The organism is Flammeovirga sp. AWQ4_249, from assembly GCF_056161045.1.
The window spans coordinates 138,622-151,938 of record NZ_JBSWYJ010000002.1 but is presented as its reverse complement, the minus strand read 5'-3'; the positions used below and the strand labels follow the sequence as shown (position 1 = coordinate 151,938).

11 protein-coding genes are annotated in these 13,317 nt (G+C 30.7%); 5 read left to right on the top strand and 6 right to left on the bottom strand.

Features of this window, described 5'->3' with window-relative positions:
• Nucleotides 1-29 precede the first annotated feature (29 nt).
• Nucleotides 30-164: a hypothetical protein gene (locus tag ACXAHM_RS02570; RefSeq protein ID WP_474958831.1), complete on the bottom strand. Its 135-nt coding sequence runs from the start codon at nucleotides 162-164 to the stop codon at nucleotides 30-32.
• Between the two features lie 422 nt (nucleotides 165-586).
• Between ACXAHM_RS02570 and ACXAHM_RS02565 the strand changes: the two genes are divergently transcribed.
• Nucleotides 587-2,167: a tetratricopeptide repeat protein gene (locus ACXAHM_RS02565; protein ID WP_474958830.1), complete on the top strand. Its 1,581-nt coding sequence runs from the start codon at nucleotides 587-589 to the stop codon at nucleotides 2,165-2,167.
• A 42-nt stretch (nucleotides 2,168-2,209) separates the two neighbouring features.
• On the opposite strand, the gene glsA is transcribed toward ACXAHM_RS02565, so the two are convergent.
• The 4 genes from glsA to ACXAHM_RS02545 form a co-directional block, all read right to left on the bottom strand.
• Nucleotides 2,210-3,229, bottom strand: a complete 1,020-nt coding sequence (gene glsA / locus ACXAHM_RS02560; RefSeq protein ID WP_474958829.1) for a glutaminase A — start codon at nucleotides 3,227-3,229, stop codon at nucleotides 2,210-2,212.
• 166 nt (nucleotides 3,230-3,395) lie between these two features.
• Entirely contained in the window at nucleotides 3,396-4,127 is a 732-nt protein-coding gene (locus ACXAHM_RS02555) for a T9SS type A sorting domain-containing protein (RefSeq protein WP_474958828.1), read from the bottom strand.
• Complete coding sequence (locus tag ACXAHM_RS02550) at nucleotides 4,117-4,542, bottom strand: hypothetical protein (protein WP_474958827.1); 426 nt, start codon at nucleotides 4,540-4,542, stop codon at nucleotides 4,117-4,119. The genes ACXAHM_RS02555 and ACXAHM_RS02550 overlap by 11 nt, the downstream gene beginning before the upstream one ends.
• 144 nt (nucleotides 4,543-4,686) lie before the next feature.
• Nucleotides 4,687-6,066, bottom strand: a complete 1,380-nt coding sequence (locus ACXAHM_RS02545) for a hypothetical protein (protein WP_474958826.1) — start codon at nucleotides 6,064-6,066, stop codon at nucleotides 4,687-4,689.
• Nucleotides 6,067-6,332: 266 nt separating this feature from the next.
• On the opposite strand from ACXAHM_RS02545, the gene ACXAHM_RS02540 reads away from it, so the two are divergent.
• The 4 genes from ACXAHM_RS02540 to ACXAHM_RS02525 all read left to right on the top strand — a co-directional run bounded on the left by ACXAHM_RS02540 (nucleotide 6,333) and on the right by ACXAHM_RS02525 (nucleotide 11,705).
• Entirely contained in the window at nucleotides 6,333-8,573 is a 2,241-nt protein-coding gene (locus tag ACXAHM_RS02540) for a tetratricopeptide repeat protein (RefSeq protein ID WP_474958825.1), read from the top strand.
• Nucleotides 8,574-8,701: 128 nt separating this feature from the next.
• A complete protein-coding gene (locus ACXAHM_RS02535) occupies nucleotides 8,702-9,967 on the top strand; it encodes an MDR family MFS transporter (RefSeq protein WP_474958824.1) in 1,266 nt (421 codons plus the stop codon).
• Between the two features lie 162 nt (nucleotides 9,968-10,129).
• Nucleotides 10,130-10,546 (top strand): hypothetical protein, encoded by a 417-nt coding sequence (locus ACXAHM_RS02530; RefSeq protein ID WP_474958823.1) that lies wholly within the window; start codon nucleotides 10,130-10,132, stop codon nucleotides 10,544-10,546.
• Between the two features lie 316 nt (nucleotides 10,547-10,862).
• Nucleotides 10,863-11,705 (top strand): hypothetical protein, encoded by an 843-nt coding sequence (locus tag ACXAHM_RS02525; protein ID WP_474958822.1) that lies wholly within the window; start codon nucleotides 10,863-10,865, stop codon nucleotides 11,703-11,705.
• A 219-nt stretch (nucleotides 11,706-11,924) separates the two neighbouring features.
• On the opposite strand, the gene ACXAHM_RS02520 is transcribed toward ACXAHM_RS02525, so the two are convergent.
• On the bottom strand, nucleotides 11,925-13,220 hold the full coding sequence (locus ACXAHM_RS02520) for a DUF885 domain-containing protein (protein WP_474958821.1): 1,296 nt from the start codon (nucleotides 13,218-13,220) through the stop codon (nucleotides 11,925-11,927).
• Nucleotides 13,221-13,317 lie beyond the last annotated feature (97 nt).

Sequence of the window (13,317 nt, the reverse complement as noted above, 5' to 3'; positions counted from 1 at the left end):
TAGAAGTTATAAATAATTTGAATGGTCCTCTACTTTTTATTAAAAGCAGAATAGAGCTTTTTAAGAGCGTCGATCTCCTTATCTCTTTCTCTGATCATTTGGATAATCTTTTTATTCTCGATATCCTCTTGACCAATATCTTTGTCTTTTTTACTGTTGGACATTTGATGAAAAAATTATCCTTTTCAATTATTTACAATTGTATAAGTTGATGAGAATGAATAAGAATAATCAACCTCTATTCAACTCCTACATCATCAAGAATCAACCTCTACTCAACCACTATAGGTTTTTTAATAAATTGATAGTCAGTATTTTGAGCTTTTATTTTTTTAAATGATTTTATAAGGAATCAAATAAAAAAAGCTAAGTTTAAAGTATAATTAAAATGAAGTATTGACGAAAAATCACTCTATAGAATGTGAATAGTATTAATAAGTATCAACGAAGTTTAATGTATTTTATGGAACGATGTTACTTTTTAAATGTTTAAGGTTAATCAAATATATTTGTAGATGTTTGAATACAAACTAAAATAAACTCTTGATGTCTATAACCATCTATTTGGTTATTAATTCCAATAAAAATGAAATTGCTACACCTAATTTTAATACTGCTCACAGCTTCACAATTTTCTATGGCTTCGGGTCAAAGTGATCAAGAAAAGATCGAGGAATTATATTCTTTGGTCAATGAGTTTTCTACTAAAGATATTGACGTAACTTTTGGTTATTTAGATCAAATCGAGTTTTTGATCAAGGATAAAAAATCAGAAGAGTATGGAAAGTATTTATTTGAAAAAGCTAAATATGATATCATCAATGATAACATCATGGAATCCTTAAATAATCATTTGCTAGCTTTGCAAATTTTTGAGGCACATCACAATGATGAAATGATTTGTTCTTGTCTTGGGAATTTAGGAATTGTGTATATCAAAACGGGGCAGCTAAATAAAGCTTCAGAGTACTTGAATAGAGCCTTGAAAATCACTGAAATTCTACCGGAAGTGAAGGTTCTGAAAATCAAACCTGCAGTACTTTCAAACTTAGGTGTCATTGCTTTTGAACAAAAAAAGTATGAAGAATCAATTAATAGAAATAAGGAGTTAATTTCATTTGCTCATAGTATTAATAACAAATACATAGAAGCAAAAGCGTATCATAATTTGGCTTATACCTATGAAGTTTTAGGTAAAATCAATCTTGCTATTGAGAATTATGAAAAAGCACTTCAATTGAAATTAGAAATAAAAGATATTGAAAGTAGTATCAGAACGTATGTTGATGTAGCTATTTTATATGGACAGAAAAAGAATTTTTCTAAAGGAGATGAATATATCAATAAGGCTATAACGATTGCTAAAGATCTTCATTCAGACGCAATGTCTAAACATGCCAATGAAACAGCATCAAGATATTATACTTACAAAGGGGATTATGAAAAAGCCTATACATATCTAAAAACTACCCATGCTATAGAAAAGGAGATGACTACAAAAGAATACAATGATTATGTATCCTCAATTGAAGATAAGTTTGAAAAAGAGAAATCATTTTTACTTCAAGAAAAACAGCATAAGAAGAATTTATTTATTGCTTGGGTTGTAGCGATTATCTTTTTTGCGGCTTTAATCATCTTCTTTTTATTATATCGCCTTTCTCGTCAAAGAGTAAAAATTAAGGTAATAGAAAATCAGAAGTTACAGCAGAATGAGGTTTTGTTACAAAAGGATATTGAACTTAAAAATAAAGAATTGACCACTTCAGGAATGAACTTGATTCAAAAAAATGAATTAATCAATGAAGTAACAGAACAACTCCTTTCTATCTATAGTTCAGTGGGTGAAAAAGAACGAAAAACAATTAAATCTGTTTTGTATGATTTACAAAATGCAGATAATTCAGAGTTATGGAAAGAGTTTGAACTAAGATTTAATCAGGTACATACGGAGTTTTATAAAACATTGAATGAAAAATTTCCTAATCTTACACCGAATGAGAGAAAGCTATGTGCCTTCTTAAAATTAAACATGACGTCAAAAGATATTTCATCCATTACTAAGCAAAGTGTAAAAACAATTGAGCAAGCTCGGTTTAGACTACGAAAAAAACTTGGATTAACGGGTGAAGATGTTGATTTGAGAGATTTCTTAGAAAATATATAAAGTAAAAACCCCTCCAACTTTTGAAATTGAAGGGGTTTATTTTTATTTCTTTGGTTCAACCAAATAGGGATTGACACCCAATTGCTCAATGATATATTTAATAGCTAATCTAGCTTTTACACTATTACCTGCAGCATCAAGAGGAGGAGAAATGGCTGCAATTCCGAACTTTCCAGGAATCACTGCAACGATTCCACCACCCACACCAGATTTGGCAGGGGCACCAGTATTAAATAACCATTTACCAGCATCGTCATATAAACCTGAAGTCGCCATGACTGACAAGGCATGTTGAGCTGAAATAGGAGCAATTACTTCTTCACCTGTCATCGGATTAGTTCCTCCATTGGCTAAGGTAGATCCCATTACTGCAAGGTCTTTTGCATTTACATTTAAAGCACATTGTTTTGTGTAGACATCCGTAGTTTCTATTGGATCAAAATACATACGGTTGTAAGAATGTAATAACATAGCAATGGCTTGATTTCTCTTATTGTCATTTGCTTCACTTACATAAACAGGCCAATTCATCGTCAAAGTTCGCCCAGCAAAAGCACTTAAAGTTCCTTTAATATTGATCCATTTTTCAACGGAATCTTTTCCAGTCATTAAACTAGTTGTTGCAATTGCACCTGGGTTTACCAAAGGATTAATTTTCTTTCCTTTTGAACGTTCAATAGCGGTAATCGAATTAAAAATCTCACCTGTTGGTTCTACACCCACTTTATCAGCAACGCTATCAGGGCCAATATTATCGATGACCTTAGCCATTACAAATGCTTTAGAAACACTTTGAATAGAAACTTGAGATTCAATATCTCCGATTGAATAGCTTTTTCCATCCGTTGTCACGATTACAATTCCAAAAATATCTGTGGGTACTGTTGCTAATTCTTTAATATAATCAGCATTCTTTCCTTCTTTAACACCTTTGAATTTTTCATAAGCTTTCGAAAGTGCTTCTTCATATTCTTTAGGTTTAATTTTTTGAGCAAAAGCACTTATCGATACTATTCCAATTAACAAGAGAGAAATTGAAATTTTTAGAGCTTTACTATTCATAAATTATAGTGTAATTGGTTATGTCTTCATTTGAAAATAGGTAAATGCTAAGTTATTAAAATACAGAGTATTAATGTATTATTGTTTGATGGAATTTCTGTATTATTTGAAGTGAAAAAAAATCCCTTCACCGAAATGAAGGGATGTATAGAAAACTAAAATTTGTTTATTTGATTAGTTTAATGAAATGAGATTCACCGGAAGAAGTGGTTATTTTGTAGATATATAATCCATCTTCCCATTGAGTGGTATTAATTTTATGTTCAATAATTCTTTCGGTATCATTATTATTTTCCAGCTCTAAAATAACTTTACCGTTTATTGTGATAACTTCTGCTGTGAATGATTCTCCAATATCTAATCCATTAACTCTGACAAAAACTTCATCATCTTGGATAGGGGTAGGATAGGCAGACAGCACTATTTTTAATTTTGAATTCATCTTAGTAGTTACTTTTATGGGGTCATATATTGTGAATGATCCATCAAAATCAACTTGTACTAATCTGTAGTAGTTTGTTGTATTTTGATAAGTATCTGTATATTCATATTGTTTTAGTGTAGAGCTATTTCCTGAAGCTTTTTTTCTAATTATTTCATTAAAGTCTTTACCATTCATTGATTTTTCTAAAATGAAATGTGAAGCATTTACTTCTTGGGCTGTTTCCCACTGTAAAAGAACATTTTGGTTTTCATAATCTACTTCAGCACGGAATGAAATCAACTCAACAGGTAGGTCATTATTACTGTCAACCATAATACTTTTTTCTATAGAAGCTGGTGCAAACGTTGAAAAAGAATTAATTAAATCTGTTTCACTTGTTTCCAGATAATAAACCGATGAAGCATTTTCTTGATTCCAAGAAGATGAGATACTATGCCAAAAATTAGCATTCATAATGCCCAACTCTTAAGTAATTTTCATCTCCACTAGATAAAGTGAAGTTGGTAGAAGGATCTTCTAAGTACATTCGAATTTGTACACCATTGGATAGTACAGCATCAGTATGAAAATCCCAACCACTTACTTTAGAAACATACAATTCAGCACTATTGTCGTCAGTAATTGAACTTGCATGTGAATTGCCTAAGTATTCAACATAATAATCAGCAATGTCACTGTTTTGACTTACCTTAATTGCCGCTCTTGCATATTCAGAAGTACTGCCTATTGGGAAAATGTAAAACCCGTCAGCCGGTGCTAATTGTTTTTTTGTTACTTTACCAATAACATAAGAACTAGATGAAGAATTTATTTGACCTACATTTTCCTCTAGTATTAAATGAGGAACTGTAAGTAAACCATTCGACAATAAAAGGTTATTTTCAATCCTAATTTCTGAAGTTGATGTAACACCATTAAGGTTATTAATTTCTAATTGGTAAAAGGATTCTGTTACATTACCCTCTATAGTTTGGTTTGATGAACCAATGAAATAAACTTTAAATATACTGGTTTATAGAGTGTTATTGCTAAAATTAGGCCAATTTCCTTCGATAGCTAAATTAGCTTCCAATTCTACATTACCTGTTCCAGTGAAAGCAATAGAATGAATAGCTCTATTAATATTGACACGTTGAGTTGTATTTCCGTTGAATTCTAAAGTGAAATTATTACTGAAAATAGCATTTTCTCCAATAGATACATTTCCTTTGATGATTAATTTTTCTTCTGTATAAATTAGATTTCCTTCATTTAAAATGAAATCCCCCATTATTTTTACATCATTTCCATTACCATCAATAGTAATTGAAGCATTAGAAGATACATAAGTAGAATAAGCTAAAATTGTATTATAATTCGAAATAATAATTGATTTTCCTTCAGGAATTACAATTATTGCAGAAGATTCATGACCTGAAATCTCACCAGGATAATTTGTCGGTATTCCCAAACCATCAATGTCCCAGTTATCTTTATTTTCCCAATTATTATCTATTGCCCCTGTAAATGTGTAGATATTTCCATTGGGATAAACTGTAATATTAATTTCATCGGAAGCATATTGATCTCCTCTTGTTGCAGTAAATTGAACAGTATAAGTCTTTGCTTCAGTTAGTGTTTCACTACAAGTAATGTTCATCGTTTTTTGATTAGTAGAGGTGAGTGTTAACACTTCAGGCGCATTCCAATTATAGATAAATTCATTTGATGAATTTAGAGTTGGAGTTAAGGTGATGGATTGATCTTTTGTCGTAATAAGATCTTCACCTAAGTCAGCAGTAAGCGTAACATCATATTCTGTCATACTGATATCATCCAAATAAATGACAGCATTCGTTGAGTTTGGAGAACCTTGAAGGAAAAGTTTAGTACTCACAATATCTACATTTACAGCACCATTTATAAAACCTTCTTGAACTGTTGTATTTTGTTCCATTACACCAATGATGCCACCGACTCTAGAAGTATTATCACTTTTTACATTGATAGAGATATTCGTTATGCCTAGATTTTTAACTGTACAGTTTTGACCATAGCCAATAAACCCGACTCCTAAAGTTTCTTGATCAGGATGCTTTGTTATAGTTAAGTTATCAATCGTATGAAAATTTCCATCAAATGAACCTGTAAAAGTAGCAGAAGAATCATTGTCAGCTTGTTTGATACCAATAGGATGAAATATTTGTCTTGACATATCGATATCGGCTGTCAATTGATAATGATAACCCCAATACGTTTTGTTATTATCCAATTCTAATAGATTGGCAACGGTATTAATTTGGTAAGGATCCATTGTAGTTCCTGATCCACCAGAAAACGTTTGAGCTAATAAAGTAGGTGTGACAATACTGTAAAAAAGTACTGTCAAAAGTAGCTTGTAGTAATAATTCATATGTAGTGTAAAAGATTAAAAAGTAGTAATAATCTTATATTTAAATATGTAAAAAATACACTATTTAAATAGGTGTTAAAATTTATGGTTTGTAGGGTGTGTTTTTTGATTTTGTTCGATTTTAAGCCCGAATCAAAGTTTATAAAGAGTTTTTTGAAAATAAATGGGTGTTTTGAGGATATTACTTGACACTTATATATTCCAATTCTATTTATTTATTATATATTGTGAATCACATTTAATACAAAAGACTAAATAAAACATTGATGAGCAGACGATACTTACTATTGGTGACTGTCTTTACACTATTATCTACCTTTACTTTTGCACAAAAAAAAGTTGACTTGAGTAAAGCCACAGTAAAGAAAGGACTATGGCATGGTGAATTTATTTATAATTCAGGTTTTACTTTTCCTATTACTATAGAAATTACAAAATCCAAAAAAGGAGGGTTTGAAGGAAGTTTATATTGGTACAATTACTTTAATACTAAATGTAAAATTAAAGGTGATTTAACTAAATCAAAACCAGAGTTTATTGAAACAAATTTGATCTATGGTAAAGCCATGGATTTTGGAGAGTATGTCATTGAATCTGTTGAAAATAATGTAATCACAGGCTACAGTGAAAATGATGAAACAGGTAAAAAAGATGCCTCTTTTCGTATAGTCCATGAGAGTGATTATTCTTCAGAAGAACTTGTAAAGATTGAAAAAGCAATCAAAGCAAGCCAAGAAAAATATGGAGAGCAAAAGTTTACAATCATCAATGATGAAAAATTACAAACGGATGTACTTCAAAATATAAAAGATTACTCTTTAAAAGATACAATCTATAATAAGCCGCTTACTTTCACTGGAAGTATGACACAAGGACCTCAATTAAAAGGAGAACTTGAAGGAACATTTGAATTACCAAACAATTTCTATATGGTCATAAAAATTATGGGATTTGAAGTAATTTCAGGACGTAATGAGAAAGAAAGTTGGACCTATTCTACAGTCGATAAGAAATTGAATATTAAGGATCTTAATAAGAAAGACGATGATATGTCGATGTGGGAAAGTGATATTCATGCAATGTTGGATAGTGGTTTTCAGGTACGTAATTTTGGAGAAGGTGTAGTCAATGGTCAAGATTGTTATAGAATTGTCATTGAAAAAGGCATGGATTATAAAGGTTATTACTTTTCAAAAGAGCATTATCGTATTGTAAAAGAAGAGTCTAATAATGGGTTAGAATTTACAAAAGGTTATATCAAAGATGACATTTTCATTCTTCAGTCTGTAGAGGAAGTAGGAATGGATAGTAAGACAAAGATGACTTTTGATGAATTTAAATTTAACCAAACAATTGATTCTACAATTTTTTATCCTTCAGCAGAAATGTTGGAAAATGTAAAAGAAGAAGTAGCTGACCAAGTAAAAGGAGCCGATTATTTTAATGACTTAGGTATCGAACATTATAAAAATGGTGAATTTGAAAAAGCAAAAGCACAGTTTGATAATGCCATTCGTAAGTCTAGAAATAATGCAACATTCTTCGCTAATAGAGGAAGAGCAAATCTTGAATTACAAAATTATTATGAAGCGATTTCAGATTATAATCAATCGAATCAACTACATACAGAAGTAGATTATGCTAACTATTACTACTTAGGTTTAGCGAAGTATAATTTAAAGGATTTTAAATCTTCTGTAATAGACTTCAAAGAAGCATTGAAAGGTGATAAAAAAAATATCAATCGTCTTAACTATAATTATGTTGGGATGAGTTACTATCATATGAATGAAATAGATAGTGCTTTGGTTTATCTTAAACTTTGCTCTGAACAAGAAGATGCTATTGGACAAGATTATTATAATTATGCTTACATATTAAGAGAAGCAGATCAATTAGAAACCTCTGTGGCTTTCTTTAAAAAAGCAACTGAATTAGATCCTGAAATGCCAGGTTTCCACAATCATTACGGTATTACTTTATACCGTTTGGGAGAATATGAGAAAGCAAAAGATGCATTTACCAAAGCCGTTGAGTTAAATGATGAAGTTTTAGACTTTACAAATAATTTAGCGAACTCTTATATGGAAATGGGAGATACTGAAAATGCATTAAAATATTTCTTAAAAGTAGAAAAAAGAGTGGATGAACCGAATGCTTCTTTGAGCTATAATATAGGACAATGTTATCATCATTCTGGTGATTACATAAAAGCAATGGAATATTATAACAAAGCAATTTCATTGAACTCTTCTAAAGCAGAGTTTTACGATGCGAGAGCTTACTTGAAAAAGATCAATAATGATAAGAAAGGTGCAATTCAAGATTTTACAACGTCTATTAATTTATACGACAAAGATCCAGTCATCTATTACGAGAGAGGTTTATTACAACAAGAATTGCATAATAAACAGTCATCTTGTGAAGACTTTAATAAGGCAGCAGAATTAGGCCATAAAGAGGCGAAAAAAATGGTAGAAGAAAACTGTAATTACAAAGATCAGTAATTTTAAATACCACTTTATTCAAATCCCTTTAGGAGCTAATTCTAAAGGGATTTTTTTATGCCCAATCCTAGTCTTTTATAAATAAATAGATATAATTATTATCCACATACTACAATTTTAAATAAGCTATGTTAAACACACTATCCTCTTTTTTCAATAACTTTTTAAATATTTACCGGGGGATTCAAAGAGAAATATGGATTCTTTCATTTGTATCACTTATCAATAGAATAGGTGCTATGGTGATTCCCTTCTTGTCACTTTATTTATCTGATAGCAAGGGATTTACTTTCACTCAAGTAGGATGGGTGATGTCTGCTTTTGGAGTAGGTTCTCTAGTTGGTTCATGGCTAGGAGGTAAGCTGACAGATAAAATCGGTTTTTATCCTGTGATTGTTGTGAGTTTATTTACGTCAGGCATCGGACTTATTTTACTTAAAGAATTAGACACTTTATGGAGTATAAGTGTAGGCTTTTTTTTAGTAACGGTCTGCACTGATCTTATTCGTCCAGCCATCTTTGTCGCCTTAGATAAATTCAGTAAACCTGAAACGAAAACAAGGTCGATAACTTTATTGCGTTTGGCCATTAATTTAGGCTTTGCTTTTGGTCCAGCATTAGGAGGTATCTTGATCTCAGGATTAGGCTATGCATCATTATTTTGGATCGATGGGTTAAGTTGTCTTGTCGCTGTGACTCTATTTATTATTTCTTTACCCAAAAGGAATTATCATCATGTAAATAAAGAAAAGAAAACACATGAAGAAAATATTAAAATGTCACCTTACAGAGATGTTACATATTTAATATTTATTTTATCACTAACTTTATTTGGGCTGATTTTCATTCAATATTTCAGTACGGTTCCTTTATTTTATAAAGATGTACATCAATTGGATGAGGCAACCATTGGATTGATTCTTTCGAGCAATGGATTTGTTATTTTTCTAACAGAAATGCCCCTAATGCATTGGGTTGAGAAACAAAAGAAATGGTCGAATATGCAGGTGATGATGTTGGCCATTATATGTATCATCCTTAGCTATTTATTGCTGATATTTGGTGGTAATATTGTTCTTTTAATTATTGGAATGATGCTTTTGACAGTAGGAGAAATGTTGATGTTTCCCCTTTCAAATACAGAAGCTATGAAAAGATCATCTGGTAAAAAACAAGGTGATTATATGGCGTTGTATGCAATTTCCTTTTCAATAGCTCACCTTATTGGTCATAATTTAGGGATGCAGTCTATTGATCAGATCGGTTTTAATATTACTTGGTCAGGAATGATTGGTGGGTTATTTATTTGTCTTTTTTTATTGCATAGATATAACACCATAACAAAGAGAGAGACTGAAAAAGTTTTGGAGAACTTATCCATTAATGAAAATTAATTAAAAACTTACATAATAAGTTAACAATGTTATGAGTATGGTTCATATGAGTTAGAAAATCACTAATTTGTATGAACCAAACTCTGTTTGATTTTTTAAGGTATAGTACAGCTATGTATACCTACAAACGTATTTGATTCATTCTAAAATTAACAACAAAACATGAAGAAATTCATCTTTGCCTTACTAACAATGTGTGCACTTTTTTTATTCTGGAAACAAAGTAACAGTCAGCCTAAGATTCTGAATGAAGACATCATTTTGAGTCAGAGTAGAAGTCAGTGGTATAACAAAACGGTGAAAGCATTTTTCCAAAATAAATCGGATGTCCTGTTTACAAAATGGGATGATGGTGTAGTGAAAATAAAATTAAAAAGTCCATTTGAAGAAGTTACTGACAAAGTGATTGCTGATCAATTATATAAAATGACAGACTCCCTAAAAACTTCTAGTATTGAAAACCGAATTGCATTTTTATTTATTGATGCTGAAGGTGTAGAAATGAAAATTACTTATTTTGATAAGAATAATGCAGAGGCACATTTATCATCTCAAAAAAGTACTTCAAAAGCTTTGTAATGCATTTCGAAAGAGTTCAATTTATCATACCATCATTAAATTATAGTTGATTAATTTGCTGTAAGTAATTTTAAAAATGAGATTAATAAGACGAATACTACTCGCTTTTTTATTGTTATTTATTTGTGTTTTGGGGAGTTTACATACCAAAATAATAATCATAGGTGGTATAATTTTATTACTTAGAAAAGAATCATTTTTTAGGAACCAATTCAAAGTAAAGAAAAGGTGGGTTTTATTATCGACATTATTTCTATATCTAATATGTTACCCTAATCGCTCATTTCAGAAAGAAGACCAATTCCAAAGTATTTACTTGGATAAAGACTTTGAAACGATTTCAATGCCTTGGATACCTTATTTAGGTAGTATAATCTCAGAAGAAGATGGCCAATCTATGGCTGTTTTTGTATTAAAATACTTTCCTGAAGATGCGATAAAGTTTATCATGCAAAAAGGATTTCATTTACCTTATGGTTCAGCATTTAAAGACATGGTGATTTACTCTAAAAAAACACCATTGTGGGATAACTTCTTATTCCATAATAAAGCACCTTCTTCAAAATTGCCTTCCAATCTTTATTTACAATTTTTGCATGATAGAGGCTTATACAAAGACATATCACATTATTTTATGTATGTACCTGAAGGGAAAAATCTAGAAGAATGTGAGGTAACTCTATTTTGTCATGGCTTTTTAGGGAATTGGCTTTTATATCCCAAAGTATTCCAGCAATATTCAGATCATATCGTAATTTTTGCTGAAACAGATGGATTAAGTGGGATTTTTTCAAATGCTGCAATGAAGAAAATTAATACGAAAATTCTTCCTCATGCATTTAGGAGATTAGGAATTAAACCAAAGAAAGCACATTTAGTAGGGCTTTCAAATGGATGTTCAGCCATTAATACCGCTTTAAAAGTACTGCCTAATCAGTTTAAAACATACACCATCTTATCTGGAGGATTACATACCAATCCTTTTCCTTATCAAAATACAAATATTATCTATGGTACTTTAGATAGGAGTGGAGGAGTATCTTCATTTATTCCTAAATCAAGATATAAAAGATATGTCATTAAAGGGGAGAATCATGTGCTTTTAATTAGTAATCCTGATACTGTTTTTTCTCTTTTGGAAAATAAAATACAACACTAGACTACTTGCCATGAAAGGGTATAAGTAGTTACCTAACCTTTTCAATTCTAGCAGGTAAAAAGCTACCAAACATTAACCAATTGTGTGCACTATAAAGAAGTGCAAGTAATAGGTGAATAAAGCAACTTATAAAACATTCATACGATATAATGAAAAGTTGACCAATGAATATAATACTTACCAAAGGTGTTTTTTTTTAATTATAAAGAAATAATCATACTATTGCTGAATGTATTTCTCTAAAATAGAGAATGGAACATTTCCAAATTGTAGGATATCCTCATGAAATTTCATTAAATCGAATCCCTCATTTTGTTCTGCTTTCTTTTTCCATGAAAGAATTTTACCTCCACCATATTTGTAAGTAATAACTTGAGCAGGCCAACGTTTCATTCTTGCAATTTCTCGATATGCAATAGCATCTTGACCTTGAATATATTTTTGCCAAAAAGTTAATGCTTCTTCATCAGACCAATTATAATAATTCAAACCTACATCCATACTTACTCTAACAGATCGGATAAGATCCCATTCCCATTTTCCGTATTCATCATACATGGTTTTGTAAGCACCTAAAGTAATGCCTAGTTCTTCCACATAAGCAGCATAACCTTCCATGTATCCGAAGTATTCAAATGCTTTTTGGATATCAGATCGATCCGTTACTTTTTCCAGACTATTTTGATAATGATGTCCAGGAACCGCTTCATGAAGATATATCCAAGCGATTTGACGTTTGTTGTAAGGCTGATCAAAATAATTGTAAAAGAATGTACCAATTGATCCCATGTAAAAAGCAGGTGCTATGGCCATTCTTTTGTCTGTCCCTTTTTTGATGATCACTTCAGGCAATTCTTTTACTTTTGGGAAATATTGAGCAGCATTTTGTCTCATCTCTATTTTCAAGTTTTCAAAAGCCAATTGGATAGAATCAACGTCATTGTAGAAAAACTCATAAGATTGTAAGTGCTTTTCGAACGTAAGACTATCCATACCTGACTTTTCTTGAATAGCTTTCATATTTCCTTTTACTCTAGCTATTTCTTCTAAACCAAAAGCAAACATTTCATCTGGAGTAGCCGATTGATCAACCCATTTTTTGAGAAAATAAACATACCAACTTTTTCCATTCGTTAATGTTGATAAACCGTCTCCTTGTGTTAGTTTCTCTTTATTTTTTTGCCATTTTTCTTCTAAAGTCAACCTTTCGAGGTTTAATTCCACCTCATAAGTGATTAAATCAAAATTTAATTGTTCCTTTTTTGAAAAGTTATTCACATTCATTTGTGAAAGCTTGTGTTGAATGTTAGTGAAAAAGGTTTTTTGCACAGCAATAGAATCTAAACTCTTACTGTTTTGAATATTTTGTTGATAACTTAATTGAAGATTGGGGATATTCAAACTATCATAGTTGATAATGAATTCTTTTTTCACATTTTCCCATTGATTAAGGTCATTTTGTTGTGAACAACTTGTCGATAATCCAAAAAGGAAGGCAATAATTAAGTATTTCAAGGAGGTAAAATTATGTTTTAAAAATGGATTGCAAACATAATGAACTTCAGAGGATTCTCACAGTTAACGATACTAAAATATATCTAAAAAAAGCCTT

Excerpts from the sequence above, each read along its gene's own strand:
- ACXAHM_RS02540 (WP_474958825.1), top strand. The coding sequence starts at position 6,333 with ATGAGCAGACGATACTTACTATTGGTGACTGTCTTTACACTATTATCT.
- ACXAHM_RS02555 (WP_474958828.1), bottom strand. The coding sequence starts at position 4,127 with ATGAATGCTAATTTTTGGCATAGTATCTCATCTTCTTGGAATCAAGAA.
- glsA (WP_474958829.1), bottom strand. The coding sequence starts at position 3,229 with ATGAATAGTAAAGCTCTAAAAATTTCAATTTCTCTCTTGTTAATTGGA.
- ACXAHM_RS02570 (WP_474958831.1), bottom strand. The coding sequence starts at position 164 with ATGTCCAACAGTAAAAAAGACAAAGATATTGGTCAAGAGGATATCGAG.
- ACXAHM_RS02565 (WP_474958830.1), top strand. The coding sequence starts at position 587 with ATGAAATTGCTACACCTAATTTTAATACTGCTCACAGCTTCACAATTT.
- ACXAHM_RS02530 (WP_474958823.1), top strand. The coding sequence starts at position 10,130 with ATGAAGAAATTCATCTTTGCCTTACTAACAATGTGTGCACTTTTTTTA.
- ACXAHM_RS02545 (WP_474958826.1), bottom strand. The coding sequence starts at position 6,066 with ATGAATTATTACTACAAGCTACTTTTGACAGTACTTTTTTACAGTATT.
- ACXAHM_RS02535 (WP_474958824.1), top strand. The coding sequence starts at position 8,702 with ATGTTAAACACACTATCCTCTTTTTTCAATAACTTTTTAAATATTTAC.